Here is a 22,752-nt window from a genome sequence, read left to right on the forward strand (position 1 = left end):
CCACGCCCCCCGTGAAGCTCGGCATCGCCGGCACGCTCACCCGCATTTTCATCACGTCCCCGCTCACGCCGCTGCTGCTGATGGCCGCCTTCGCGTTCGGCATCATCGCGCTCGTCACGCTCCCGCGCGAGGAGGAACCGCAGATTTCCGTGCCCATGGTGGACATCCATGTCACCGCCAACGGGCTTAAGGCGGAAGACGCGGTGAAGCTTGTCACCGAGCCCCTGGAGACCATCGTCAAGGGCATCGACGGGGTCGAGCACGTCTATTCCAACACCGCCGACGACGGCGTGCTCGTCACCGCGCGCTTCCTGGTGGGCACCAATCCGGATGCCGCCATCCTGCGCGTGCATGAGAAGCTGCGCGCCAATTTCGATCGCCTGCCGGTGGGCATTCCCGAGCCGCTGATCGTCGGGCGCTCCATCGACGACGTGGCCATCCTGGTGGTGACGCTCACCCCCAAGCCGGATGCCGCCGCCCGCTGGACCGCCAACGGCCTGACGCGGATCGCCCGCGAGCTCCAGGTGGAAATCACCAAGCTGCCGGACATCGGCCTCACCTACATCGTGGGCGACCAGCCCGAGGAAATCCGGGTCGAGCCCGACCCCGAGAAGCTCTCGCTCTACGGCATCACGCTGACCCAGCTTTCGGCCAAGATCGAGGGGGCGAACCGCTCGTTCCAGGCCGGCACGGTGCGCGAGCATGGCCAGCAGCGCACACTGGTCGCCGGCCAGACCCTCCAGACCCCGGCCGAGATCGGCAACCTGCTGCTCACCGCGCGCGACGGGCGCCCGGTCTATGTGCGCGACGTGGCGAAGGTGACGCTCGCCACCGAGCCGGAGGAAAGCCGCGTCTACGACGTGCGCCACGGCGCCGGCGACCAGCTGGTGCGGGTGCCGGCGGTCTCGCTCGCCATCGCCAAGCGGCCGGGGACCAATGCCGTCGTCATCGCCGACGAAGTGCTCCGCCGTGTGCAAGAGCTGAGCGGCCAGATGGTCCCCTCCGACGTGGAGATGACCATCACCCGCAACTATGGCGAAAGCGCCAATGAGAAGGCCAACGAGCTGCTGCTGCATCTCGGCCTTGCCACCTTGTCCATCGTCGTGCTGGTGGGCGTGGCCATCGGCTGGCGGGAGGCGCTGGTGGTGGCCGTGGTCATCCCCTCCACCATCCTGCTCACGCTGTTCGCGTCCCGGCTCATGGGCTACACGCTGAACCGGGTGAGCCTGTTCGCGCTCATCTTCTCCATCGGCATATTGGTGGACGACGCCATCGTCGTCATCGAGAACATCGCCCGCCACTGGGCCATGAAGGACGGCAAAAAGCGCGACCAGGCCGCCATCGAGGCGGTGGCGGAGGTGGGCAACCCCACCATCGTGGCGACGCTGACCGTGGTGGCGGCGCTGCTGCCCATGCTGTTCGTGTCCGGCATGATGGGCCCCTACATGAGCCCCATCCCCGCCAATGCCTCGGCGGCCATGGTGTTCTCCTTTTTCGTCGCCGTGGTGCTCACCCCCTGGCTGATGCTGAAGGCGGCGAGTTCCAAGGCGGCGGTGGCCCATGCCCACGAGGCGGGAAACGGCGGCAAGCTCGGGCAGCTCTATGTGCGGGTGGCCGAACCCATCCTGCGCACCAAGGCGCGGTCGTGGACCTTCCTGCTGGTGGTGGGCGCGATCACGCTCGCCTCCCTCTCCACCTTCTACACCGAGCACGTCACGGTGAAGCTCCTGCCGTTCGACAACAAGACCGAGCTGAACGTGGTGCTGGACCTGCCGCAGGGCGCCTCGGTTGAAGACACCAACCGGCTGCTTCAGCAGATGGTGGACACGCTCTCGCCGGTGCCGGAAGTGGTCTCGTTCCAGACCTATGCCGGCACGGCCTCGCCCTTCAACTTCAACGGTTTGGTGCGCCATTACAATTTGCGCGCCGCGCCGCGCCAGGGCGACATTCAGGTGAACCTCAGTCCCAAGGGCGAGCGCCACCGCACCAGCCACGACATCGCGCTCGAGCTGCGCGAGCGGCTCAAGGCCGTTCCCCTGCCCGCCGGCAGCGCCCTGAAGGTGGTGGAGCCGCCCCCCGGCCCGCCGGTCATGGCGACCCTGCTGGCGGAGATCTATGGCCCCGATCCGGACACCCGCCGCGCGGTGGCGCACAAGGTGCGCCAGGCGTTTGAGAGCGTGCCTTTCATCGTGGACGTGGACGACAGCTTCGGCACCACAGCCGAGCGCGTGCGGCTCTCCATCGACCAGGACAATCTTGAATTCTACAAGGTGGAGCAGGCGGACGTTTACGACGCCATCCGCGCCTTCTATGGCGGCGCCACGGTGGGCTATTCCCATCGCGGCGAGGGCCGCCCGGCAATCCCGATCCGGCTTGCCCTGTCCAAGGCGGACCGCCAGGTGGACGCGCGCACCCTCTCAACCCCGGTGCCGGCCAATGCGGTGCCGGGCGGGCGCGGCGTGCTGGAGCTGGGCGATGTGGTGAACGTGAGCCGCGAGCCCTCGTCCTACCCCATCTTCCGCCACAACGGACGCGCCGCCGAGATGGTGACGGCGGATCTAGCCGGGGCCTATGAGGCGCCCGTGTACGGCATGATCGCCGTGGGCAAGGCGATCGACGCCATGGATTGGGGCGACCTGCCCAAGCCGGTCATCTCGCTGCACGGCCAGCCGGCGGACGAAAGCAAGCCGACCCTCCTGTGGGACGGCGAGTGGGAGGTGACCTGGGTCACCTTCCGCGACATGGGCGCCGCCTTCGGCGTGGCCATCCTGGGCATTTACATCCTGGTGGTGGCGCAGTTCGGCTCGTTCAAGCTGCCGCTGGTGATCCTGACGCCCATCCCACTCACCTTCATCGGCATCGTGTTCGGCCACTGGCTGTTCGGCGCGCCGTTCTCGGCCCCGTCGATGATCGGCTTCATCGCACTGGCGGGCATCATTGTGCGCAACTCGATCCTGCTGGTGGACTTCATCCGCCATGCCCGCACGCCGGGACGGCCGCTGAAGGAAGTGCTGCTGGAAGCCGGCGCCATCCGCTTCAAGCCGATCCTGCTGACGGCGGTGGCGGCCATGATCGGCGCGGCGGTGATCCTGACCGATCCGATCTTCCAGGGGCTCGCCATCTCCCTGTTCTTCGGGCTCCTGTCCTCGACCGCGCTCACCGTGCTGGTGATCCCGGCCATCTATGTGGCGCTGCGGGGCGAGCGCGAACGGCCTCAAGGTCATGTGGACAACATGGACGCCATCCACAGGACATCGGAAAATCCGCACCCCTCCGCTTGACACCCAGGGGAGGTGCCCCGTAAAAGGGCGCCTCCCAAGGAACGGGGCCGTAGCTCAGATGGGAGAGCGCTGCAATCGCACTGCAGAGGTCAGGGGTTCGATTCCCCTCGGCTCCACCAATTGCTCTTCATTGAAGAATCTTTCGGAAAAAGGCCCGCGACTTAGGCGGGGCCTGCGCTGAGGTGTGCACCTGGAGACAAGCCGGACGTGCTGCCCCCAACGACGCAACATTTATCGACCTATGAAATGCGCCGACGCGCACCGTTCCACTACTGGCAGAGGGCGGACAACGCCCGGTTTGCGGCGCGCATCCTATCGACACGTCCTGAGCAGATTTCCGCCACTGAAGCTGCGCCAGTCGACTACGATGGAGCCCCCTCGATAGCCTTGCTGGAAGCCTTTCAACGCGAAGCTTCCATTGCCCTGGAACTGGTCGTCAAAGCGGTCATCGCCCAGCAGATCGAACTTGGAGTGGCGCAAGACCACGTAACCAAGGTCCGCCACACCCATGATGTCCCGGCGCTGTGGCGTGATGCCAAACTTCCCTCCCTGACAGGGCAAGACCCAGGCCGTTTGCTGCTCGTCAAGACAACGCTCATGTGGTCTGGTCGATATCCCGCCCCGAAGACCGACAAGGAGGGTGCAAAAGACTATGCTGCGATCGCCGAATATTACGAGGTTGTGGCCACATTTGGGGGCGGCCAGAGCGTGAAGCGCCCATTCTCATTTGAATGGGACGACTTTGACAGGATATTTTGCATCGCCAGAGATGCCTTTTGGGACTTACGAAGCTGTTTGCCCTAAAAAGGCAAGTAGCTGAGCGCGACCGCCGACCGCCCCGCCCCCACTCACCCGCGCCTCTTGCAGGCACACTAAAAAACCTCGCTCAGACGATCCAGAACCGCTCCACCGAACGCCCCGTAAGGAGCACCTCCGCTCGAAGACGGCCACAGTGCCAAGGACGAACAGCATGAGGCGCCCCAAGCACCCCGCGTGTTCAGCCTCCCCCCGCGCATCGCACCGACGATACCGCCGCAGGGTCGCGAGGCGCCGGCCGCGCCTCACGCCACAGTCATCCACGGGCAACAGCAGGCCAGGCGCCACCAGCCAACGCGCCCCGTGTCCCCGCAATTCGCGTGGCTCCATTCTTGCTCAGTGTGCTGCGCCTACCGCCGGAAGCCTTTGCTGGCGCGTTCGCGTGGAGCCCGCTCAGCCACACCAGCCGGCGACTCGGGCAAGGGGACGCCGCGCATTCCACCCCGCGCCATATCCATCGCGATGACAGGCGCCCGGAGCCGGCAGCGGAAGGGGCCCACGCATACGAAAACGCACCCCGGTGGCCGAGCCCCCGAGGTGCGTGACACTGTTGCGCCCCCTAAAAGGCGGCCGATGGACATGATCGCGGCATATGCCGGATCATTTCAATTCCGGATCACTTCGCGGCGAGGCTCGCGAAGGTGGCGGTGGGGATGCGGAAGAAGCCGCGGCCGTTGGCCAGGGTCTGGTAATAGGAAGAGGCGCCGGCCAGCAGACGCTCGTACCACGCCTTCGGGCTCAGACCTTCCGGGCAGCTGTCGATGGTCCACACTTCAGCGTTGGGCTGGAAACGGACGTGGATGAGAACTTCATCGGCGGTCTGGGCAACGGCGGACATGGAATGCTCCGTGATCAATGCGGGGATCGCCAAAACGGCGAAGGAAAACCGAAGGCGCCTCAAGCCCCGCCTGCAGGCGGCACCGGAAACCCCTCGCCGACAAAATAGCGGCGGCGCCATGGACAGACTTTGATCACGATCAAAAAATGCCCATTCCCGTCCGCGACAAGCGCCAAAATGCGGCCCTCACCCCGCCGGATCGACCGAAAGATGGGCCTGCCCACGCCCGCGCCATGCCCGCTATGATGGGGCGAACGCACCGCTGAAGGCTCCCCATGCGCCCATTCCCGAAGGCCCGCGTCGACGCCCTGACCGACGGCATCTTCGCCTTTGCCATGACGCTCCTGGTGGTGGATATCCGCGTGCCGGACGGCGTGGACGTCACCAGCACCGATGCCCTGTGGCAGGCGCTCGCCGGCCTCAGCGCCCAGGCCGTGGCCTATGTCATCTCCTTCTTCGTCCTGGGCGCCATGTGGCGCAACGCGGTCGCGCTCCGGCATGACACCGACGCGGTGGCCGCGCGGACCCTGCATCTGTGGCTGTGGTTCCTGTTGTTCGTCACCATGGTGCCGTTCTCGTCGGCGCTGGTGGGGCGCTACGGGCAATTTCCGCCGGCGGTGTGGATCTACGCGGCGAACATGATCGCCCTTGGCGCCCTCTCCATCCCCCTGCATCGGATGGAGGTTCCGCAGGACGCGCGGCCGCAGGCGCGGCGCGGGGAGAGGCGCATGTTCGTGTTCATCGGCTCGGCACTGGCGTCGGTGCTCGTCAGCCTATGGGCACCGCACTACGCCATGTATGCCTATCTCCTCAACGTGCTGGGACGCTTGCCGGCGTTCCGCTGACCGGAACCCGTCGCTCTACCCGTCCCCTTGGCCCCCCTGGGCCAGCGCACCGGCCAGTTCACCAGCCGTTCCACCAGCTCGAAGACGCCGAACTGGTCCTCCAGCCCCGCCACCCGGCCGGCCACGGAGATCCCGGCCGCGCGCACACTCTCGCGATCGCCGGAGACGAGCGGATGCCAGAAGGGCAGATCCTTGCCCTCCTGCAGCAGGCGATAGGCGCAGGTGGGCGGCAGCCAGGACAAGGTCGCGACGGCCTCGGGGGTCAACCGCACGCAGTCTTCCACCTGCTCCGAACGGTGCGCGTAGTCACGGCAGCCGCAGCCCTCGACGTCGAACAGGCGGCAGGCCACGTCTGTATAGGCGATGGCGCCGGACTCCTCGTCCTCCAGCTTGACCAGGCAGCAGCGGCCGCAGCCGTCGCACAGGCTTTCCCATTGTTCCGTGTTCATGGCCGCCAGGGGCGTCGTGCGCCAGAACGGGGCAGCGGGTGCCGCAGGCTCCCCGCACGGGCCTTGCGGCGAAGCGGCGACCGGGTTTTCCGAAGGCGCGACAGGGAGCTTTTCGGGCGTTCGGCTCATGGCCACCTCTTCAGCATGTCACCGCGACCCACGGCAACGACGCTCGCTAACGCAGGGATGACAGGCATGCAAGGCCGCGCCGCGCGGGAAGCCGGCGCGGCGCGGTAATCTCCATCGGATCCCCCGGCACCGGGCTTCAGCCCAGATAGCCGCGCTCGCGCAGATAGGTCACGATCTGGTCGGCCATGTCCTCCGGAGCGGAAACGCCACTGTCCAGGCGGATCTCCGGGTGCTCGGGCGCCTCATAGGGGCTGTCGATGCCGGTGAAGTTCTTGATCTGCCCAGCCCGCGCCCGCTTATAGAGCCCCTTCACGTCGCGGCTCTCCGCCACCGCCAGCGGCGTGTCGACGAAGATCTCCACGAACTCGCCTTCACCCATCAGCTCGCGCGCCATGCGCCGCTCGGCGCGGAACGGCGAGATGAAGGACACCAGCGTAATAAGGCCCGCATCCAGGAACAGCTTCGAGACTTCGGCCACGCGGCGAATATTCTCCACCCGGTCCGCCTCGGTGAAGCCGAGGTCGCGATTGAGGCCGTGGCGCACGTTGTCGCCGTCGAGCATGGTGGTGTGGCGGCCCTCGACGTTGAGCTTCTTCTCGACGAAGTTCGCCACCGTGGACTTGCCGGCGCCGGAAAGGCCTGTGAACCACAGCACCACCGGCCGTTGGCCCTTCATCGCCGCGCGACTGTCCTTCGACACGTTGATCTGCTGCCAGTGCACGTTGGTGGCGCGCCTCAAGCCGAAATCCACCATGCCGGCGCCGACCGTGAGATTGCTCATGCGATCGATGACGATGAAGGCTCCGGTCTCCGGCACCTCGGCGAAGGGGTCGAACGCGATCGCCTCATGGATGGCGACATTCACCACCGCCACCTCGTTGAGGCTCAACGTCTTGGCGGCGAGGCGCTGGAAGGTGTTCACATCCACCTTGTGCTTGATCTCGGTGACCTGCGCGCCCACCGAGCGGGTGCCCATCTTGATGAGATAAGGGCGGCCCGGCAGAAGGGGCTCGTCGTGCATCCAGATGAGATGGGCGGCGAACTGGTCCGACACCTCCGGCCGATCGGCCGCCGCCGCCAGCACATCGCCGCGCGAGACATCCACTTCATCAGTCAAGGTGAGGGTGACGGCCTCGCCCGCGCCCGCCTCCTCCAGCTCCCCGTCCTTGGTGACGATGGACCTGATGCGGCTGGTCGCGCCAGACCCGGCCACCACCACCGCATCACCCGGCCGCACGAGGCCCGAGACGACGGTGCCCGAAAAGCCGCGGAAATCGAGGTTCGGCCGGTTCACCCACTGCACCGGCATGCGGAACGGGCGGGCCAGCGCGTTGCTCGCCACCTCCACATTTTCCAGATGCTCCAGCAGGGTCGGACCGGAATACCAGGGGGTATGGGCACTTCGTTCGATGACATTGTCGCCGAAGCGGGCGGACAGCGGGATCGGCACCAGGGTCTCGAAGCCGAAATCGGCCGCGAAATCCGCATAGGTCTTCACGATCTCGTCGAACCGCGCCTGCGAGAACCCGACCAGGTCGATCTTGTTCACCGCCAGCACCACATGGCGCAGCCCGAGCAGCTTGACGATGTAGGAATGGCGGCGGGTCTGGGTCAGGATGCCCTGGCGGGCGTCCACCAGGATCACGGCGAGATCGGAATTGGAAGCTCCGGTCGCCATGTTGCGGGTATATTGCTCGTGGCCGGGGGTGTCGGCGACGATGAACTTGCGCTTGTCGGTGGCGAAGAAGCGATAGGCCACGTCGATGGTGATACCCTGCTCGCGCTCGGCCGCCAGGCCATCCACCAGCAGCGCGAAGTCGAGGTCATCGCCGACCGTGCCGTGCTTGCGGCTGTCGGCCGAAAGGGAGGCGAGCTGGTCCTCGAACAGGAGCTTGGTGTCGTAGAGCAGGCGGCCGATGAGGGTGCTCTTGCCGTCGTCCACGCTGCCGCAGGTGAGGAAGCGCAGCAGGCTCTTGCCTTCCTGAGCGGCAAGATAATCGCTGAAGCTGGAAAACTCGGGCTGCGCGGACATCAGAAATAGCCCTCCCGCTTCTTCTTTTCCATGGAAGCGGCCTCGTCATGGTCGATAAGGCGCCCCGCCCGCTCGGAGGTGCGGGCGGTGAGCATTTCGCCGACAATGGCTTCCAGCGTGTCGGCGTCGCTCTCCACGGCGGCGGTGAGCGGATAGCAGCCCAGGGTGCGGAAGCGGATGTGCTTCACCTGCGGCACCTCGCCGGGCTGGAGGGGCAGGCGGTCGTCATCCACCATGATGAGTTGCCCGCCCCGCTCCACCACCGGCCGGTCGGCGGCGAAATACAGCGGCACGATGGGAATGCGCTCAGCCAGGATGTATTGCCAGATGTCGAGCTCGGTCCAGTTGGAGAGCGGAAACACCCGGATGCTCTCGCCGCTCTTTACACGGGTGTTGTAGAGGTTCCACAGCTCGGGGCGCTGGGTCTTGGGGTCCCAGCCGTGATTGACGGTGCGGAAGGAAAAGACGCGCTCCTTGGCCCGGCTCTTCTCCTCGTCGCGGCGGGCGCCGCCGAAGGCCGCGTCGAAGCCGTGCAGGGTCAGCGCCTGCTTCAGCGCCTCGGTCTTCATCACATGGGTGTAAAGGCTCGATCCGTGATCGAAGGGATTGACGCCCTGGGCGATCCCGTCCGGATTCGAGTGCACGATCAGCTCGAACCCGAGTTCCCGCGCCATGCGATCGCGGAAGGCGATCATCTCGCGGAACTTCCAGGTGGTATCGATGTGCATCAAAGGAAAAGGCGGCTTCGAGGGATAGAAAGCCTTCACCGCGAGATGCAGCATCACCGCGGAATCCTTGCCGATGGAATACAGCATCACCGGATTGTGGAACTCCGAGGCCACCTCCCGCATGATGAAGATGGATTCGGCCTCGAGACGCTTCAAATGCGTCATGCGCTCAGACGACATCGACCCGGCTACTCCTTCATGCCCTGGCCAGCTGCGGCATCGGCGTTAAGCCGCCAGCCCTACATGCCTCTGGAGACATAATCCATACATTTTGTGTCTGTACATTATTCAACACTAGATCTGCGGCTTTTGAACCTTACCGACTGAAGGTGGCCACCAATTCCACATGGGGCGAATAGCGGAACTGGTCCACCGGCGTCACCTGATCGAGCCGCCACCCGCCGCCGGCCAGAATGCGCGCATCACGGGCGAAGGTGGCCGCGTTACAGGAGACATAGGCGAGCCGGCCCACCTTGGCCAATGCCAATTCCCGGGCCTGCGCCTCCGCCCCCTGGCGCGGCGGATCGATCACCACGGCATCGAAGGCCGACAATTCCGCCCCCTGCAACGGCCGGCGGAACAGGTCGCGCGCCTCCCCGCTCACCGGCTTGAGACCGGGGGCGTGGGCCGCCTTCTTCAGCGCAGCCATGGCCGGGGCATGACTTTCCGCCGCGAACACACGGGCGGACGCGGCCAGCCGCAGCGCGAAGGTCCCCACCCCGGCGAACAGATCGGCAACCGACTTCGCGCCCGCCGTCGCCGCCAGCACCATGCGCGACAGAACCTCCTCCCCCGATCGCGTCGCCTGGAGGAAGGCGGCCGGCGGCAGTTCCACCCGGGCCACGCCCATCACCAGCACCGGTGCGGTCCGTTGCAGCACCAGCTCGCCATGACGGGTGAGCCGCGCCAAGCCATACCGCTCGGCCAGCACGGCGAGGTCCATCAGCAGGGCCGGCGGCAGCGGGCCCGACCCGCGCACATCCATGTCGAGCCCGGTATCGGTGGCGATCACCTGGAGGTCCAGCGGCTTCTTCAGCGGCGCCAGCGCCTCCGCCACGGCCCGCGCCGCCGGCAGAGCCAGATCGAGCCCCGGCGCCAGGACCGGGCAGGCCTCCAGGGCGACCATGGCGTGCGACTTACGTTCGGCAAACCCCACTACCGTGTGCACACCATATTGGCGGGCATGGAAGATGACCCGCCGCCGGCCCTCCCCATGGGCATCCACCAGCGGCGCCACCTCCACCTCCAGCCCTTCCCGCGCCAGGGCGTCCACCACCAGGGTGCGCTTCCAGTCGAGATAGGGCGCGAGCTGCCAATGCTGCAGAAGACAGCCGCCGCAGCGGCCGAAATGGGGACATTCCGGCGCCACCCGCTCCGGGCTCGGCTCCAGAACCTCAAGGCCGGTCAGGCGCTCACCCTCCAGCACCCCACGCACCTTTTCACCCGCAAGGGCATAGGGCACGAACACCGGGCCATTCGGCCCTTCGGCCACGCCATCGCCCTGTGCCCCCACGCGGCGCACATCAAGATCCACCATCATCGCCGTCACGGGCGCTCTGCTCCCAGAAGATATTCCACATTGCCGTCGCCGCCGGTAATGGGCGACGGCACGATGCCGCTGACCCGCCAGCCGAGCCCCGTCACCAGATCGTCGGCGGCGGTGCAGACCTTTTCGCGCACCGCCGGATCGCGCACGATGCCTTTCTTCACGCCGTCGCGCCCCGCCTCGAACTGGGGCTTCACCAGCGCCACCAACCACGCCCGCGGCGCCGCGAAGGCCAGCGCGGCCGGCAGCACCTGGCTCAGGGAAATGAAGCTCACATCCACCACCACCAGATCCACCGCCACGGGAATGGCCGCGCGGTCAAGGCTGCGGATGTCGGTCTCCTCCATGAGCGTGATCTCGGGGCGGCCGCGCAGCCGGGCATGGAACTGCTCCCGCCCCACGTCCACGGCGAACACATGAGCCGCGCCCCGGCGCAGCAGCACATCGGTGAAGCCGCCGGTGGAAGCCCCCACATCCAGCGCGCGAAGCCCCGCCGGATCGATGCCGAACGCGGTCAGCCCCGCATCCAGCTTCAGCCCCCCGCGCGAGACGAAATCATGCACGTCGGCGGCCTCGATGTGGGCATCGGCCGCCACCTCCGCCGCCGGCTTCGTGACCACGACACCATTCACCCGCACCAGCCCGGCAGCCACCGCCGCCTGAGCCCGCGCCCGGCTCTCGAACAGGCCCCGCTCCACCAACAATCGATCAATGCGCATGCCCGGCGCCCTGCTGCAACGCGGCTTCGCGCCTTTGAACGCGCGACCGAGCCCGGCGGTGACCCCGCGACGCAACGCCATAGAATGGGTAGTCGCGAGAGGATGATGGCCGTGATATGCCATGCCCGCGGGGGAAGCAAATTGGCGATCGCATGCCAAGCGGACGTCACCTGGGCGGGAACGACCGCCGGCCGGGGCGTATTGGCGTGCAACGGAACGCGGACCCATGCGACAGCACATCAGACCTAGACCGGCGCGACCCGCTCCCGGCCGGAGCCTTTTCCTCGTCCTCCTGATGCTCGGGCTGGGCGCGGCCGTGGCCAATGCCGCGGACGGAGGTAAGGCCAAGCCGGCGAAACATCCGGAGACGGCCAAGGACAACCGCGTCTGGTTCATCGCACGCGCCGACGAAACCACGGTCCTGCGTTTCGGGGTACCGGGCACGGCCGACCCCGTCTTCGCGGTGTCCTGCCAGCCGGGCGCCCGGCTGCTGCAATTCACGGTGGAAGTGAAATCCACCAAGATTCGTTCCGGCGAGGGGGTTGCCCTGTCGCTGGCCGCCGGCAAACGCCGGCTGGAGCTGGCCGCCTCCACCTTCCGCGGCGTCGGCGAGGATACGCTGGTCGCGGAAGCGGCCGTGGCCCTCGACGATCGGGTGCTCGACCTTCTCTCCGAGGGCGAAACCCTCACCGTGCGGGCGCCCGGCGCCACCGCCAGTTTCCCATTGGCCGGGGCCAAGGCGAAGCTGCCGGATTTTCGCAGGGCCTGCCAAACGCGACGCTAATGCGGCACACACCATGCTCTGCGTGCCCCGGCGTTTCGCGCCGGGCCCTCTTCACCTTCCCGCGACAGCGACTATGATCCGCGCCGGAACAAAAGGAACACGTTCATGCTCCGTCCGCTCCTCGCCGTTTCCGCGCTCGCCGCTTCCGCGCTCGCGGTCCTCACACTCCCGGCCGCTGCCCAGCAGAAGATGGCCTGGCACCTGCAACAGACCGAGGAGAGCGCCGCTCTGGTCTTCGGCGTGCCGGAGACCGATGAGGTCATGCTGTTCTTCGTATGCAAGCCGGGCGCGGACGGGGTGACCGCGCAGAGCCAGATCGGCTCCAAGGGCCTTGAGAAGGACGCGGTCGCCCGCCTCATCCTGTCCGCGGGCAGCGTGAAGAAAAGTCTCGCCGGCAAGGCCATCGCCAATGAGGAATCCGGTGCCGTGGACGTGGAAGCTCCGACCACGCTCGCTGACGTGAAGGCGCTGACAAAGGGCGGCTCCAGCCTCTCCATCGAGGTGAAGGGCGCCAAGCAGAAGCTCAGCCTGTCGGGCGTCGGCGAGGTGTTCGCCAAGTTCGAGGCCGCCTGCAAGCCCAAGAGCTGACTTCGTCATCAGGCCGGGCGGAAGCGGCTGCGGCCATCAGCTTGACGTCGTCTGCCCGGCGCTCTCAGCCACGCATTGTCCCTCACGGGATTCCTGATCCGCGATGCTCGGCCCCGCCGCTGCCGGGCATCGCGCATGTTCCAACCCAAGGGGACATCCGTGCAAGGGGCACCTCGGCGATCCGTCGGTCGCATGGGCGGCGGCGCCTGATCCGCGTCGCCCGCCCCGACGCGCCGGGTCAAGCCGCCGTGACCTGCTCCAGGAAGCCGTCCACCTCGGTGTCGAGACGCACCGCGACCGAACCCACCGATCGTGACGCGTCCAGAACCCGCGTTGCGCAAGCGCTGGTGCCCTTCACGGCGACGTTCAGCCGTTCGATATCCTCCGCCACCTGGCCGGTGCCTGCGGCGGCGCTCTCGATGTTCGCGCTGATCTCGCTGGTGGCGACGGTCTGCTCCTCGATCGCTCCGGCGATCGCGGTGGCGAAATGCTCCACCTCGCCCATCAGCGTGACAATGGTGCGGATGGCCTCCACCGCCTGCGTCGTCTCGCTTTGAATCGAGGCGACGTGCTGGGAAATCTCCTGGGTGGCATGGGCGGTCTGACCCGCGAGTTCCTTCACCTCCGACGCCACCACGGCAAACCCGCGTCCGGCTTCCCCGGCCCGCGCGGCCTCGATGGTGGCGTTCAGGGCCAGGAGATTGGTCTGCTGTGCAATGGCGTCGATGAGCCCCACCGCCTCGCCGATCCCGTTTGCGGCGGCGGCAAGGCCGGCGACCTTGGCATCGGCGATGCCCGCGCCGTCCGCCGCCTTGGCGACCATCTGCGAGGTCCGGGCGATCTGCTGGGCGATCTCGGAGATCGAGGCGCTCAACTCCTCCGCCGCCCCCGCCACGGCCTGCACATTGCCGGACGCGCGCTGCGAGGTCTGTTGCGCGGACGCCGCATCGAGCCGGCTCGTTTCGGCCGCGCCGGTCAGCTCGCCGGACACCGTGTCGAGGTCGCTCATGGCGCGGGTGACCTCGTCGATAACCGTGGTCGCGGTGTGCCGGAAGCCACCGATCAACGCATCGATCCGGGCCTGCCGCGCGGCCCGCTCCGCCTCGGCCCGCGCATTGGCCGCCTCATGCTCCCGACGGGCGATGGCGTTGAGGCGGAACACATCGACCGCCCGCGCCATCTCGCCGATCTCGTCCTTGCGGTCCATGTTGTCCACCGAGATGGAGGTGTCGGCATTGGCCAGAAGCCGCATCTTCTCCGTCATGCGCCGGATGGGACGCGCCAGCGCCTCCGCGCCGAAGAACACCAGGGCCAGAATGACGGCGAGCGTCACCAACGCCGTCAGCAACAGCTTGTTGCGGATATCGGCCACGGCGGCGAACAAGGTGGCCTCAGGCACGCTCATCACCAGCACCCAGCGCTCGCTGACTCCGGGCAAAGTCACCGCCGTCGCCATCACCGACACCGGCCCGGCGGCGTCCGCCGTCTCCGCCTCGGCCCGCCCGCCCGTTTTCACGGCGTCGACCAGCGACCGCAGGGTCGCATCCTTGACCGGCTTGCCCAGGAGATCGGGATCGTCATTGGCGATCCACAGGTCGTCGGTGCCGACCAGGGACACCCGGCCATCCCCGAACGGCCGCAGCGTCTGCACGAAGCGTGTGATGCCGGTCAGCGGCAGGTCGGTGGTGACGATGCCGATGGGCTGGCCTCCGCGCCGGATCACGATGCTGGTGGTCGTCATCAGCACGCTCTTGCCGTTCACCGGATAATCGTAAGGCGGGGTGACCAGCGACCGGTTCTCGCGTACCGGCTTGTCGTACCAGCTTTCGGTGCCGGCCTCCTTGGTCATGACGAGCTTTTCAACGTCCACCGTGCCGTCCGGCTTGTGGAAGAAATACGGCACGAAACGCCCGGTGGCGTCCGAATAGGGATGGGCGGTGAATGCGTTGTCTTTGCCGTCGAGCGCATTCGGCTCGAGGGCGAGCGTCATCCCCACCAGATCGGGATTGCCGCCCACCATGCGGCGCATCACGCCGCCGAGGGCATCCCGGTCCACCATGTTGCGATCGAGAAGGCCCTCGACCGCCAGGGCCCCGGTCTGCGCGATGGTGATGGAGCGCGACATCTGCCCGGCGATGGTTTGCGCATATTGGCCGAGCAACGCTGTGGCACGGGCCTGCGCATCGCGCGTGGCGGCTTCTACGGACACCCACAGGCCGACGCCGGCCACCACCAGCATGGAGAGCGTGCACAACGCGCCGGCCGCGAGCACAAGCTTCGTACGAATGCTCAGATCGGCCAAACGCATGCACGCACTCCTGCTCGCTGCGGACACCTATGGGACGGGATAGCTTTAGCTACCCCCCATGACCGCGGATTGACAGTCGCGCGCGGGGAGTGCCCCCCGCCCACTGGAGCCGACACCGGTCCTGCCGAGCATGGTTGCAGCGAACCCCTGCGCGCTCAGTCGCGGCGGCCGAGCCCCCCGGCGGTCTCGATGAAATGCGCCACCCGCTCCACCCCGCTGCCGTTGCGGATGGCGCAGAACACATAGGGGCGTCCCGCCCGCATGCGGATGGTGTCCTCTTCCATCACCTTGAGGTCGGCGCCCACCAAAGGCGCAAGGTCGGTCTTGTTGACCACCAGCAGGTCGGAGCGCGTGATGCCCGGCCCGCCCTTGCGCGGGATCTTCTCGCCACCCGCGACATCAATCACATAGACGGTCAGATCGGCCAGCTCCGGCGAGAAGGTGGCGGCAAGGTTGTCGCCCCCGGATTCGATCAGCACCAGATCGAGGCGCGGGAACTTCGCCTGCATGTCGGCCACCGCCCGCAGATTGATGGACGCGTCCTCGCGGATGGCGGTGTGCGGACAGCCACCGGTCTCCACCCCCAGGATGCGCTCCGGCGGCAGCGCCCCGGCCACCGTGAGCAGGCGCGCATCCTCCTTGGTATAGATGTCGTTGGTGATGGCGCAGATGTCGTAGCGGTCGCGGAAGACTTTGCACAGGGCTTCCATGAGCGCGGTCTTGCCGGAGCCGACCGGGCCGCCGATGCCGACGCGCAAGGGGGACGTGCTGGAGCTCATGAGCGGAACAGCCTCGTATATTGGGTTTCGTGGCGAAAGCTGCCGAGATCGGCGCGGAAGGTGGCGGTGCCGATCTCCTCAAGGGTGAGTCCGCGCACCTCGGCCGCGAGCCGTCGTGCCTGCGGCGCCAGGGCCGCCACCACCCGCGTGCCGGCGGTCTGGCCGATGGGCGCGAGCCGGACCGCCGCCGAGACCAGGTTCTGCGTCAGCGCCAGCACGAAGGCGTCAAGCACCACGCCGAGCGGCAGGCCGTGCGCCGCCCCGGCAAGGCCCAGGGCCACCGGATAGGCGACCTCGGGGACCAGGACCGGCGCGAGGTCCTGGAGGCGCGGCGCGGGCCAGGCGGCGGAAACGGCGTCGAGGAAAGAGCGCCCCTGCTGGCAGGTTTCAAGACGCAGCTCGGCGGACGGGGCAAGGGCCACGGCGAGGTCGTTCACCTCACGCAGCGCTAGGCCATCGCCCGCATCCGCCGCGGCATGGGCGTGCGCCAGCAGGATCGCATCGCTGCGGGCAAAACCATGGACGAGCAGATCCTGAAGCCACGCCAGCAGATGCGCGGGCGTGGCGATATCGCCCGTCTCCACCGCCCATTCGAGGGCATGGGAATACGCATAGGCCCCCACCGGAAACGCCGGGGAAAGCCAAGCGAACAGCGGCAGCAGACCAAGGGACGGCGCGCCCACCGCAGCCCCGGGGTCCGACACCGGTGCCGCGTCAGTCATGCTTGTGATCGTGCCCGCAGCCGGGCCCATGAACATGGCCCCCCTCGGCCCCTTCCGCGTGGCCATGGGCGTCCTCATGACCATGCGCGTGCTCGTGGTCGTGTTCGTGGCCGTGCTCGTGCGCGCACCCCGGCCCGTGCACATGCGCATGGCCTTCGGCGTGCGCGTGCGCACCGGAGGAATGGGCATCGGCATCGGCATGGGCGTGGCCGTGCGCATGCTCATGGCCGCAGTCCGGTCCATGCACATGCTCATGGCTGCCGGCGTGGGCGTGCGCCGCATGGGCATGGTGCTGCTCATGCCCATCGTGCTCGTGCCCATCATGATCGTGCGCACCATGATCGTGCGCATTGTGATCGTGTCCGCCGTGCGCGGCGGCGGCTTCATAGGCGCCCTTTTCCGGACGGAACGGGCGCTCCACCGCCGTGGCGCTGGCGCCAAGGCCACGCACCATGTCCAAGAGCACATGATCTTCGGCGAAATAGATGGCGTCCTCGGTGATCTCCGCCGGCACATGGCGATTGCCGAGGTGCCAGGCCACTTTCATGAGGCGCAGCGGGCTATGGGTGCGCACCTCGATCAGGCGCTCAGGCGCGGCTTTGATACGCACCAGCCGCCCGTCCTCCAGCTTCACCGCATCGCCGTCGTCGAGCACGGTCGCCTTGTCGAGATCGAGCAGGAAGGCAAGGCCCCCGTCGGTGGTGAAGGCGAAGCGGCGGCGATGCCGGGCCTGATGGTCGAGGGTCAATTCATCGGCCACCCGCTCAGCGCGGACGGCGGGACGGCGGACAACAACAGTGGCGCGGATCATCTCTTCCTCCGGGATCCTCTCCCGATGGCAGCTTATACCATCCCGTAGACGGGCGCCGGCCCGCTGACGCCTCTTCCCCGGACGCCCTTTCGGGGCGGCCCGCCAGCCTCAAAACAGGAAATAGCGCTGCGCCATGGGCAGCACCTCCGCCGGTTCGCAGACCAGAAGCTCGCCATCGGCCCGCACGTCATAGGTTTCCGGGTCCACCTCGATGACCGGGGTGGCGTCGTTGTTCACCATGCTTTTCTTGGAGATACCGGAGCGGGTGTTCTCCACCGCCACCAGCTCCTTGGCCACGGCCAGCCGGGCGGCAAGCCCGTCCTCCAGCGCCGCCTTGGAGACAAAGGTGAGGGAGGTGCGGCTGAGGGCGCGGCCGTAGGCGCCGAACATGGGCCGGTAGTGCACCGGCTGGGGGGTGGGAATGGAGGCGTTGGGATCGCCCATCTGCGCCATGGCGATGGCGCCGCCCTTGATGATGAGATCAGGCTTCACGCCGAAAAAGGCTGGCGTCCACAGCACCAGGTCGGCGAGCTTTCCGGCCTCCACCGAGCCGATGTGGCGCGACATGCCGTGGGCGATGGCGGGGTTGATGGTGTATTTGGCGATGTAGCGCCGCGCGCGCAGATTGTCGTTGCCACTCTCGCCCGGCAGGTGGCCGCGCTGGCGCTTCATCTTGTCCGCCGTCTGCCAGGTGCGGATGATGACTTCGCCCACCCGCCCCATGGCCTGGCTGTCCGAACTCATCATGGAGAGCGCGCCGAGATCCTGCAGGATGTCTTCCGCCGCGATGGTCTCCTTGCGGATGCGGCTTTCGGCAAAGGCGAGATCCTCGGCGATCTCCGGATCCAAATGGTGGCACACCATGAGCATGTCGAGATGCTCGTCGATGGTGTTGCGGGTATAGGGCCGGGTCGGATTGGTGGAGGACGGCAGCACGTTTGGCAGGCCCGCCACCTTGATGATGTCCGGCGCGTGGCCCCCGCCCGCCCCTTCCGTGTGGAAGGCATGGATGGTGCGGCCCTTGAAGGCGGCGATGGTGTCCTCCACGAAGCCGCTTTCATTCAGCGTGTCGGAGTGAATCATCACCTGCACGTCGAGCGCATCCGCCACCGTGAGGCAGCAGTCGATGGCGGCGGGGGTGGTGCCCCAATCCTCGTGCAGCTTGAGCGCCGCCGCCCCCGCCAGCACCATTTCCTCCAGCGCCGCGGGCTTGGAGGCGTTGCCCTTGCCGGCAAAGGCAAGGTTCACGGGGAAGGCGTCCGCCGCCTCGATCATGCGGGCAATATGCCAGGGGCCGGGGGTGCAGGTGGTGGCGAAGGTGCCGGTGGCCGGGCCGGTACCGCCGCCCAGCATGGTGGTGATGCCCGAGGCCAGCGCCTCTTCGATCTGCTGCGGGCAGATGAAGTGGATATGGCTGTCGAAGCCCCCCGCCGTGAGGATCTTGCCTTCCCCGGCAATGATCTCCGTGCCGGGGCCGATGATGATGTCGACCCCATCCTGGATATCCGGATTGCCGGCCTTGCCGATCTTCGCGATGCGCCCGTTCTTGAGGCCCACGTCGGCCTTCACCACCCCCCAATGATCGAGGATGACGGCATTGGTGATGACCGTGTCCATGGCGCCACCGGCATTGGCCACCTGGGACTGCCCCATGCCGTCGCGGATGACCTTGCCGCCGCCGAACTTCACCTCCTCCCCATGGCGTGTGAAATCCTTCTCCACCTCGATGAAGAGGGCGGTGTCGGCGAGCCGCACCTTGTCGCCTTGGGTCGGGCCGAACATCTGGGCATAGGTGGCGCGGGGCATCTTGGCGGACATTTCCGGCTCCTCAGTGGCTCGCGCCGTCATGCTCGATGGGGGAAAGGCTCTTCACGTCCACCCCGTCGATGCAACGGACATTGATGGCCACCATCACGGTGCCGTCCGGCGCCGCGCCCCGCGCGAACGACTGGATGCCGCAGGTCGCGCAGAACAGGTGGTGGATCTGGCGCGTGTTGAACAGATATTCGGTGGTCGCCCCTTCGCCGGAGACCAGCTTGAAGGCGGCTTCCGGCGTAAACGCCATGATGGCGCCGAGCCGTCGGCAGCGGGAGCAATTGCACGTCACCGTGCGGTCGAGATCCACATCCACCTCGTAGCGCACGGCGCCGCACTGGCACCCGCCGAAATAATGCTGAACCGCCATATCAAAGTCTCCCCGCCACCGCACCCCGGAACCCATGAACCTCGCGCTGGCCGCCGAACGGCACCAGCTTCACCACGCGCGTAGCACCCGGCTCGAACCGCACCGCGGTGCCGGGAGCAATGTCGAGCCGCATGCCGCGCGCCTTCTCCCGCTCGAAGGCAAGGGCCGGATTGGTCTCGAAGAAATGGTAGTGGCTGCCCACCTGGATCGGCCGATCGCCGGTATTGGCCACCGTGAGTTCCACCGGCTCGGCACCGGCGTTGAAAATGATCTCGCCCGGACCTGCCGCGATCTCGCCGGGCACCAGCTCCGAGGGCGCGCCGCGGATGGGGTGATGCACGGTGACGAGCTTGGTGCCATCGGGAAAGGTGGCCTCCACCTGGATGTCGTGGATCATGTCGGCGATGCCGTCCATCACCTGATCGGTGGTGAGCACGCGGGCACCCTGTTCCATCAGCTCGGCCACCGTGCGGCCGTCGCGGGCGCCTTCCACCACAAAGTCGGTGATGAGCGCCACCGCCTCCGGGTGGTTCAGCTTCACCCCGCGGGCGAGGCGCTTTCGGGCCACCTCGGCGGCCATGGCGATCAAGAGCTTGTCCTTCTCGCGCGGCGTCAGCAACACGGCGTGTCTCCTTGTCCCTTCGGGCCGGCCCCGGCGATCCACCGATGGCGAACGCATACCGGTTCCGAATACGTCATGCCCAGGATGGATGACCCTCCTGACAGGTCAAGCCCGGACGGCCGCTCCATCAGGTGGCCCACACGCGGGGCAGCGGCGTGCCCCGGAAGCCGATCAGAAACGCGCCCGCCGCCCGGCGCAGGGCCGCGCTGTCGGCGGCGAGCCAGCGCACCGCCAGCAGGCCGTTCCACGCGCTCGCGCCACACGCGCAGCCGGCCCCTTCGAGCAGGGCGCGAGCCTCGTCGAGCCGTCCCTCGGCGTCGGGGGCCACATAAAGCAGGGTGCCGAGCGCCCGGTGGCCCGCCGCCACCGCCGGCCGTGCCAGCAGCGCGCCGATGGGGCCGGACAGACGCAGCGCATCGGCATAGACGAGCCGCCCGGCGCGACGCACCCGCCAGTGATCCTCCAGGTGCCCCTCCCCCATCGCATCCCCATGGGCGAGGCGGCCGAGCACCAGCGCCTCGAACGACAGGAAGGTGGCGGCCGGGTCCAGCTCCACCGCATAATGTCGGGCAAGGCGGGCGCGGTCGAACAGGATGGTCTCCTGGGGCAGCCATTCGAGCCGCGCCCCGGCACCGGCCGAAAGGCTCACCTCGATCCGCGACACCGCGCCATCGGAGCGATAGACCTTCTCGGCGGCGGGGGTCGTCAGCGTCAGATGGGCGCCGGCCCCGGCGGTGGCGGAAATGCGGAACAGGTCGCCGCATGCCACCCCGCCCGCCGTGTTCACCACCACCGCTTCCACCCCCTCGGCCCCCCGTGGCAGGCGGGCGCGCAGGGCGCCGCTTTCGGCAAGGTCCGACAGGCGCGAGACGGAGCCGAACACCGCCGCCGCCACATGCACCCGCCCTTCGCTGCGCTGGCGCCGTGGCGCCGGCCGGCCGGCCTCAGATGGCCATGAGGCGGCGCACGTCGTCTCCATCCAGTCCGCTCCTGTCGCCCGACGCGACCACCTCGCCGCGATCCATCAGGATGAAGCTGTCGGCCAGCTCCCGCGCAAACTCGAAATACTGCTCCACCAGCACGATGGCCATATCCCCCTTGTCGCGCAGATAGGAGATGGCGCGGCCGATGTCCTTGATGATGGAGGGTTGGATGCCTTCCGTCGGCTCATCCAGCAGCAGCAGGCGCGGACGCGTGACCAGCGCCCGGCCGATGGCGAGTTGCTGCTGTTGCCCGCCGGAGAGGTCGCCGCCCCGTCGCCCGAGCATGGATTTCAGCACCGGGAACAGCTCGAACACCTCCTGCGGCACGAACTTGTCCTTGGCCTTCAGGCGGGCATATCCGGTTTCCAGATTTTCCTTCACCGAGAGCAGCGGAAACACCTCGCGCCCCTGGGGCACGAAGCCGATGCCGCGCGCGGCGCGATCGGGCGTGGAGAGCCTTGAAATCTCCTCCCCCTGCAAGGTGATGGAGCCGCCCGCGATGGGCCGTTGCCCAACGATGGCGCGCAGCAGCGAGGTCTTGCCCACCCCGTTGCGCCCGAGCACGCAGGTGACCTTGCCCGCCTCCGCCATCAGCGAGACCTTCTTCAGCGTATAGGCGGCGCCGTAATAGAGGTCGAGATTCTCCACCTTCAGCATGGGCCGCTCACCTTCCCAGATAGACTTCGATGACGCGCGCGTCGGCGCTCACCTGGTCGAGGGGTCCTTCGGCCAGCACCGCGCCTTCGTGCAGCACGGTCACCTTCACGTCGAGGTCGCGCACGAACTGCATGTCGTGCTCCACCACCACCACCGACCGCGTCTTGGCGATTTCCCTCAAGAGCACCGCGGTGTCCGCCGTCTCCTGGTCGGTCATGCCGGCGGCGGGCTCGTCCACCAGCAGCAGGCGCGGCTCCTGGGCCAGCAGCATGCCGATTTCGAGCCATTGCTTCTGGCCATGGGAGAGGTCGCCGGCGCGGCGCAGGCGCTGGTCCTGAAGACGCACGCGCTCCAGCAGCTCGTCCACCCGCGCGCGCTCGTGGGCGGTGCGGTGCCAGGTGATGTTGGCGAAGGCGCGCCGGTCCGCCTTCACGGCGAGCAAAACATTGTCCTCCACCGTGTGCATGTCGAACACGGTGGGGGTCTGGAATTTACGGCCGATGCCGAGCTGGGCGATGGACGCCTCGTCCAGCGCCGTCAAATCGTGCACGCCGGCGAACAGGGCCGTGCCGGTGTTGGGCCGGGTCTTGCCGGTGATGACATCCATCATGGTGGTCTTGCCGGCGCCGTTGGGGCCGATGATGGCCCGCATCTCCTTGTCGCCGATGACAAGGGACAGCGCGTTCAGCGCCCGGAAGCCGTCGAAGGAGACGGTGATGGCGTCGAGATAGAGCAGAGCCGAGGTCAGCGCCTGCGGATCGCGCGGCGGCCGCGCGGCCGTAAGCAGGAGGTCGTCCGCCTCCAGCGAGCGGGCACCGGGCGACTTCACCACCTCCGGCGGCGAGGCCGCGGTGGTGCCGGGGAAAGGCGCCCCCGCCAGGGTCTTGGCGGCGAGCTGCCGGGCGTTCAGGGGGGTGAGGCTCATGATGC

21 protein-coding genes and 1 tRNA gene are annotated in these 22,752 nt (G+C 67.5%); 6 read left to right on the forward strand and 16 right to left on the reverse strand.

Features of this window, described 5'->3' with window-relative positions:
- Nucleotides 1-11: 11 nt before the first annotated feature.
- The 3 genes from HUW53_RS09760 (at nt 12) to HUW53_RS09770 (ending at nt 4,085) form a co-directional block, all read left to right on the forward strand.
- Nucleotides 12-3,281, forward strand: a complete 3,270-nt coding sequence (locus tag HUW53_RS09760; RefSeq protein ID WP_237345659.1) for an efflux RND transporter permease subunit — start codon at nt 12-14, stop codon at nt 3,279-3,281.
- Nucleotides 3,282-3,324: 43 nt separating this feature from the next.
- Nucleotides 3,325-3,400: transfer RNA gene (locus HUW53_RS09765), tRNA-Ala, on the forward strand.
- Nucleotides 3,401-3,488: 88 nt separating this feature from the next.
- Nucleotides 3,489-4,085 carry a hypothetical protein gene (locus HUW53_RS09770; RefSeq protein ID WP_237345567.1) on the forward strand — a complete coding sequence of 199 codons (597 nt, stop codon included), beginning with the start codon at nt 3,489-3,491 and terminating at the stop codon, nt 4,083-4,085.
- 628 nt (nt 4,086-4,713) lie between these two features.
- Here the strand turns inward: HUW53_RS09770 and HUW53_RS09775 are convergent.
- Nucleotides 4,714-4,935 (reverse strand): hypothetical protein, encoded by a 222-nt coding sequence (locus HUW53_RS09775; RefSeq protein ID WP_237345568.1) that lies wholly within the window; start codon nt 4,933-4,935, stop codon nt 4,714-4,716.
- Nucleotides 4,936-5,210: 275 nt separating this feature from the next.
- Here HUW53_RS09775 and HUW53_RS09780 point away from each other — a divergent pair, with 275 nt between their 5' ends.
- Nucleotides 5,211-5,780: a TMEM175 family protein gene (locus HUW53_RS09780; RefSeq protein ID WP_237345569.1), complete on the forward strand. Its 570-nt coding sequence runs from the start codon at nt 5,211-5,213 to the stop codon at nt 5,778-5,780.
- Here the strand turns inward: HUW53_RS09780 and HUW53_RS09785 are convergent.
- From HUW53_RS09785 to HUW53_RS09805, 5 genes are all read right to left on the reverse strand, one after another.
- Nucleotides 5,738-6,358, reverse strand: a complete 621-nt coding sequence (locus HUW53_RS09785) for a YcgN family cysteine cluster protein (RefSeq protein ID WP_272904176.1) — start codon at nt 6,356-6,358, stop codon at nt 5,738-5,740. The two genes, HUW53_RS09780 and HUW53_RS09785, sit on opposite strands and share 43 nt — an antisense overlap.
- A 136-nt stretch (nt 6,359-6,494) precedes the next feature.
- Entirely contained in the window at nt 6,495-8,390 is a 1,896-nt protein-coding gene (gene cysN, locus HUW53_RS09790) for a sulfate adenylyltransferase subunit CysN (RefSeq protein ID WP_237345570.1), read from the reverse strand.
- Nucleotides 8,390-9,298, reverse strand: a complete 909-nt coding sequence (gene cysD, locus HUW53_RS09795) for a sulfate adenylyltransferase subunit CysD (protein WP_237345571.1) — start codon at nt 9,296-9,298, stop codon at nt 8,390-8,392. The genes cysN and cysD overlap by 1 nt, the downstream gene beginning before the upstream one ends.
- Before the next feature lie 136 nt (nt 9,299-9,434).
- The gene (locus HUW53_RS09800) at nt 9,435-10,658 is read right to left on the reverse strand and encodes a class I SAM-dependent RNA methyltransferase (protein ID WP_237345661.1); all 1,224 of its coding nucleotides are present in this window, start codon (nt 10,656-10,658) and stop codon (nt 9,435-9,437) included.
- 5 nt (nt 10,659-10,663) lie between these two features.
- Nucleotides 10,664-11,383 (reverse strand): TlyA family RNA methyltransferase, encoded by a 720-nt coding sequence (locus HUW53_RS09805; protein ID WP_237345572.1) that lies wholly within the window; start codon nt 11,381-11,383, stop codon nt 10,664-10,666.
- A gap of 226 nt (nt 11,384-11,609) precedes the next feature.
- Here HUW53_RS09805 and HUW53_RS09810 point away from each other — a divergent pair, with 226 nt between their 5' ends.
- Together HUW53_RS09810 and HUW53_RS09815 are read left to right on the forward strand one after the other, a co-directional pair.
- On the forward strand, nt 11,610-12,167 hold the full coding sequence (locus tag HUW53_RS09810; RefSeq protein WP_237345573.1) for a hypothetical protein: 558 nt from the start codon (nt 11,610-11,612) through the stop codon (nt 12,165-12,167).
- A gap of 105 nt (nt 12,168-12,272) precedes the next feature.
- On the forward strand, nt 12,273-12,755 hold the full coding sequence (locus tag HUW53_RS09815; RefSeq protein ID WP_237345574.1) for a hypothetical protein: 483 nt from the start codon (nt 12,273-12,275) through the stop codon (nt 12,753-12,755).
- 238 nt (nt 12,756-12,993) lie between these two features.
- On the opposite strand, the gene HUW53_RS09820 is transcribed toward HUW53_RS09815, so the two are convergent.
- The 10 genes from HUW53_RS09820 to urtD form a co-directional block, all read right to left on the reverse strand.
- Nucleotides 12,994-15,063, reverse strand: a complete 2,070-nt coding sequence (locus HUW53_RS09820) for a methyl-accepting chemotaxis protein (protein ID WP_237345575.1) — start codon at nt 15,061-15,063, stop codon at nt 12,994-12,996.
- A 155-nt stretch (nt 15,064-15,218) separates the two neighbouring features.
- Complete coding sequence (ureG, locus tag HUW53_RS09825) at nt 15,219-15,842, reverse strand: urease accessory protein UreG (protein WP_237345576.1); 624 nt, start codon at nt 15,840-15,842, stop codon at nt 15,219-15,221.
- Nucleotides 15,839-16,564 carry an urease accessory protein UreF gene (locus tag HUW53_RS09830; protein WP_237345577.1) on the reverse strand — a complete coding sequence of 242 codons (726 nt, stop codon included), beginning with the start codon at nt 16,562-16,564 and terminating at the stop codon, nt 15,839-15,841. The genes ureG and HUW53_RS09830 overlap by 4 nt, the downstream gene beginning before the upstream one ends.
- Nucleotides 16,557-17,375 (reverse strand): urease accessory protein UreE, encoded by an 819-nt coding sequence (locus tag HUW53_RS09835; RefSeq protein ID WP_237345578.1) that lies wholly within the window; start codon nt 17,373-17,375, stop codon nt 16,557-16,559. Before HUW53_RS09835 ends, HUW53_RS09830 begins: the two co-directional genes overlap by 8 nt.
- 108 nt (nt 17,376-17,483) lie before the next feature.
- Entirely contained in the window at nt 17,484-19,193 is a 1,710-nt protein-coding gene (gene ureC, locus HUW53_RS09840; protein ID WP_237345579.1) for an urease subunit alpha, read from the reverse strand.
- Between the two features lie 10 nt (nt 19,194-19,203).
- Nucleotides 19,204-19,560, reverse strand: coding sequence for a GFA family protein (locus HUW53_RS09845; protein WP_237345580.1), 357 nt, complete (start codon nt 19,558-19,560; stop codon nt 19,204-19,206).
- A gap of 1 nt (nt 19,561) precedes the next feature.
- The gene (locus HUW53_RS09850) at nt 19,562-20,182 is read right to left on the reverse strand and encodes an urease subunit gamma (protein WP_237345581.1); all 621 of its coding nucleotides are present in this window, start codon (nt 20,180-20,182) and stop codon (nt 19,562-19,564) included.
- 127 nt (nt 20,183-20,309) lie between these two features.
- Nucleotides 20,310-21,161 (reverse strand): urease accessory protein UreD, encoded by an 852-nt coding sequence (locus HUW53_RS09855; protein ID WP_237345582.1) that lies wholly within the window; start codon nt 21,159-21,161, stop codon nt 20,310-20,312.
- Nucleotides 21,127-21,822 (reverse strand): urea ABC transporter ATP-binding subunit UrtE, encoded by a 696-nt coding sequence (urtE, locus tag HUW53_RS09860; RefSeq protein WP_237345583.1) that lies wholly within the window; start codon nt 21,820-21,822, stop codon nt 21,127-21,129. The genes HUW53_RS09855 and urtE overlap by 35 nt, the downstream gene beginning before the upstream one ends.
- Before the next feature lie 7 nt (nt 21,823-21,829).
- Nucleotides 21,830-22,747 (reverse strand): urea ABC transporter ATP-binding protein UrtD, encoded by a 918-nt coding sequence (urtD, locus tag HUW53_RS09865; RefSeq protein ID WP_237345584.1) that lies wholly within the window; start codon nt 22,745-22,747, stop codon nt 21,830-21,832.
- Nucleotides 22,748-22,752 lie beyond the last annotated feature (5 nt).

It is taken from the genome of Xanthobacter agilis (genome assembly GCF_021730435.1).
GTDB classification, from domain to species: domain Bacteria; phylum Pseudomonadota; class Alphaproteobacteria; order Rhizobiales; family Xanthobacteraceae; genus Xanthobacter; species Xanthobacter agilis.

Bases quoted from the DNA above. Each gene is read 5' to 3' on its own strand.
- cysN (WP_237345570.1), bottom strand. From the start codon at position 8,390: ATGTCCGCGCAGCCCGAGTTTTCCAGCTTCAGCGATTATCTTGCCGCT.
- HUW53_RS09845 (WP_237345580.1), bottom strand. From the start codon at position 19,560: ATGGCGGTTCAGCATTATTTCGGCGGGTGCCAGTGCGGCGCCGTGCGC.
- ureG (WP_237345576.1), bottom strand. From the start codon at position 15,842: ATGAGCTCCAGCACGTCCCCCTTGCGCGTCGGCATCGGCGGCCCGGTC.
- HUW53_RS09805 (WP_237345572.1), bottom strand. From the start codon at position 11,383: ATGCGCATTGATCGATTGTTGGTGGAGCGGGGCCTGTTCGAGAGCCGG.
- HUW53_RS09785 (WP_272904176.1), bottom strand. From the start codon at position 6,358: ATGAGCCGAACGCCCGAAAAGCTCCCTGTCGCGCCTTCGGAAAACCCG.
- urtD (WP_237345584.1), bottom strand. From the start codon at position 22,747: ATGAGCCTCACCCCCCTGAACGCCCGGCAGCTCGCCGCCAAGACCCTG.
- HUW53_RS09855 (WP_237345582.1), bottom strand. From the start codon at position 21,161: ATGGAGACGACGTGCGCCGCCTCATGGCCATCTGAGGCCGGCCGGCCG.
- HUW53_RS09830 (WP_237345577.1), bottom strand. From the start codon at position 16,564: ATGACTGACGCGGCACCGGTGTCGGACCCCGGGGCTGCGGTGGGCGCG.
- urtE (WP_237345583.1), bottom strand. From the start codon at position 21,822: ATGCTGAAGGTGGAGAATCTCGACCTCTATTACGGCGCCGCCTATACG.
- HUW53_RS09780 (WP_237345569.1), top strand. From the start codon at position 5,211: ATGCGCCCATTCCCGAAGGCCCGCGTCGACGCCCTGACCGACGGCATC.
- HUW53_RS09810 (WP_237345573.1), top strand. From the start codon at position 11,610: ATGCGACAGCACATCAGACCTAGACCGGCGCGACCCGCTCCCGGCCGG.
- cysD (WP_237345571.1), bottom strand. From the start codon at position 9,298: ATGTCGTCTGAGCGCATGACGCATTTGAAGCGTCTCGAGGCCGAATCC.
- HUW53_RS09775 (WP_237345568.1), bottom strand. From the start codon at position 4,935: ATGTCCGCCGTTGCCCAGACCGCCGATGAAGTTCTCATCCACGTCCGT.
- HUW53_RS09820 (WP_237345575.1), bottom strand. From the start codon at position 15,063: ATGCGTTTGGCCGATCTGAGCATTCGTACGAAGCTTGTGCTCGCGGCC.
- HUW53_RS09835 (WP_237345578.1), bottom strand. From the start codon at position 17,375: ATGATCCGCGCCACTGTTGTTGTCCGCCGTCCCGCCGTCCGCGCTGAG.
- ureC (WP_237345579.1), bottom strand. From the start codon at position 19,193: ATGTCCGCCAAGATGCCCCGCGCCACCTATGCCCAGATGTTCGGCCCG.
- HUW53_RS09815 (WP_237345574.1), top strand. From the start codon at position 12,273: ATGCTCCGTCCGCTCCTCGCCGTTTCCGCGCTCGCCGCTTCCGCGCTC.
- HUW53_RS09800 (WP_237345661.1), bottom strand. From the start codon at position 10,658: ATGATGGTGGATCTTGATGTGCGCCGCGTGGGGGCACAGGGCGATGGC.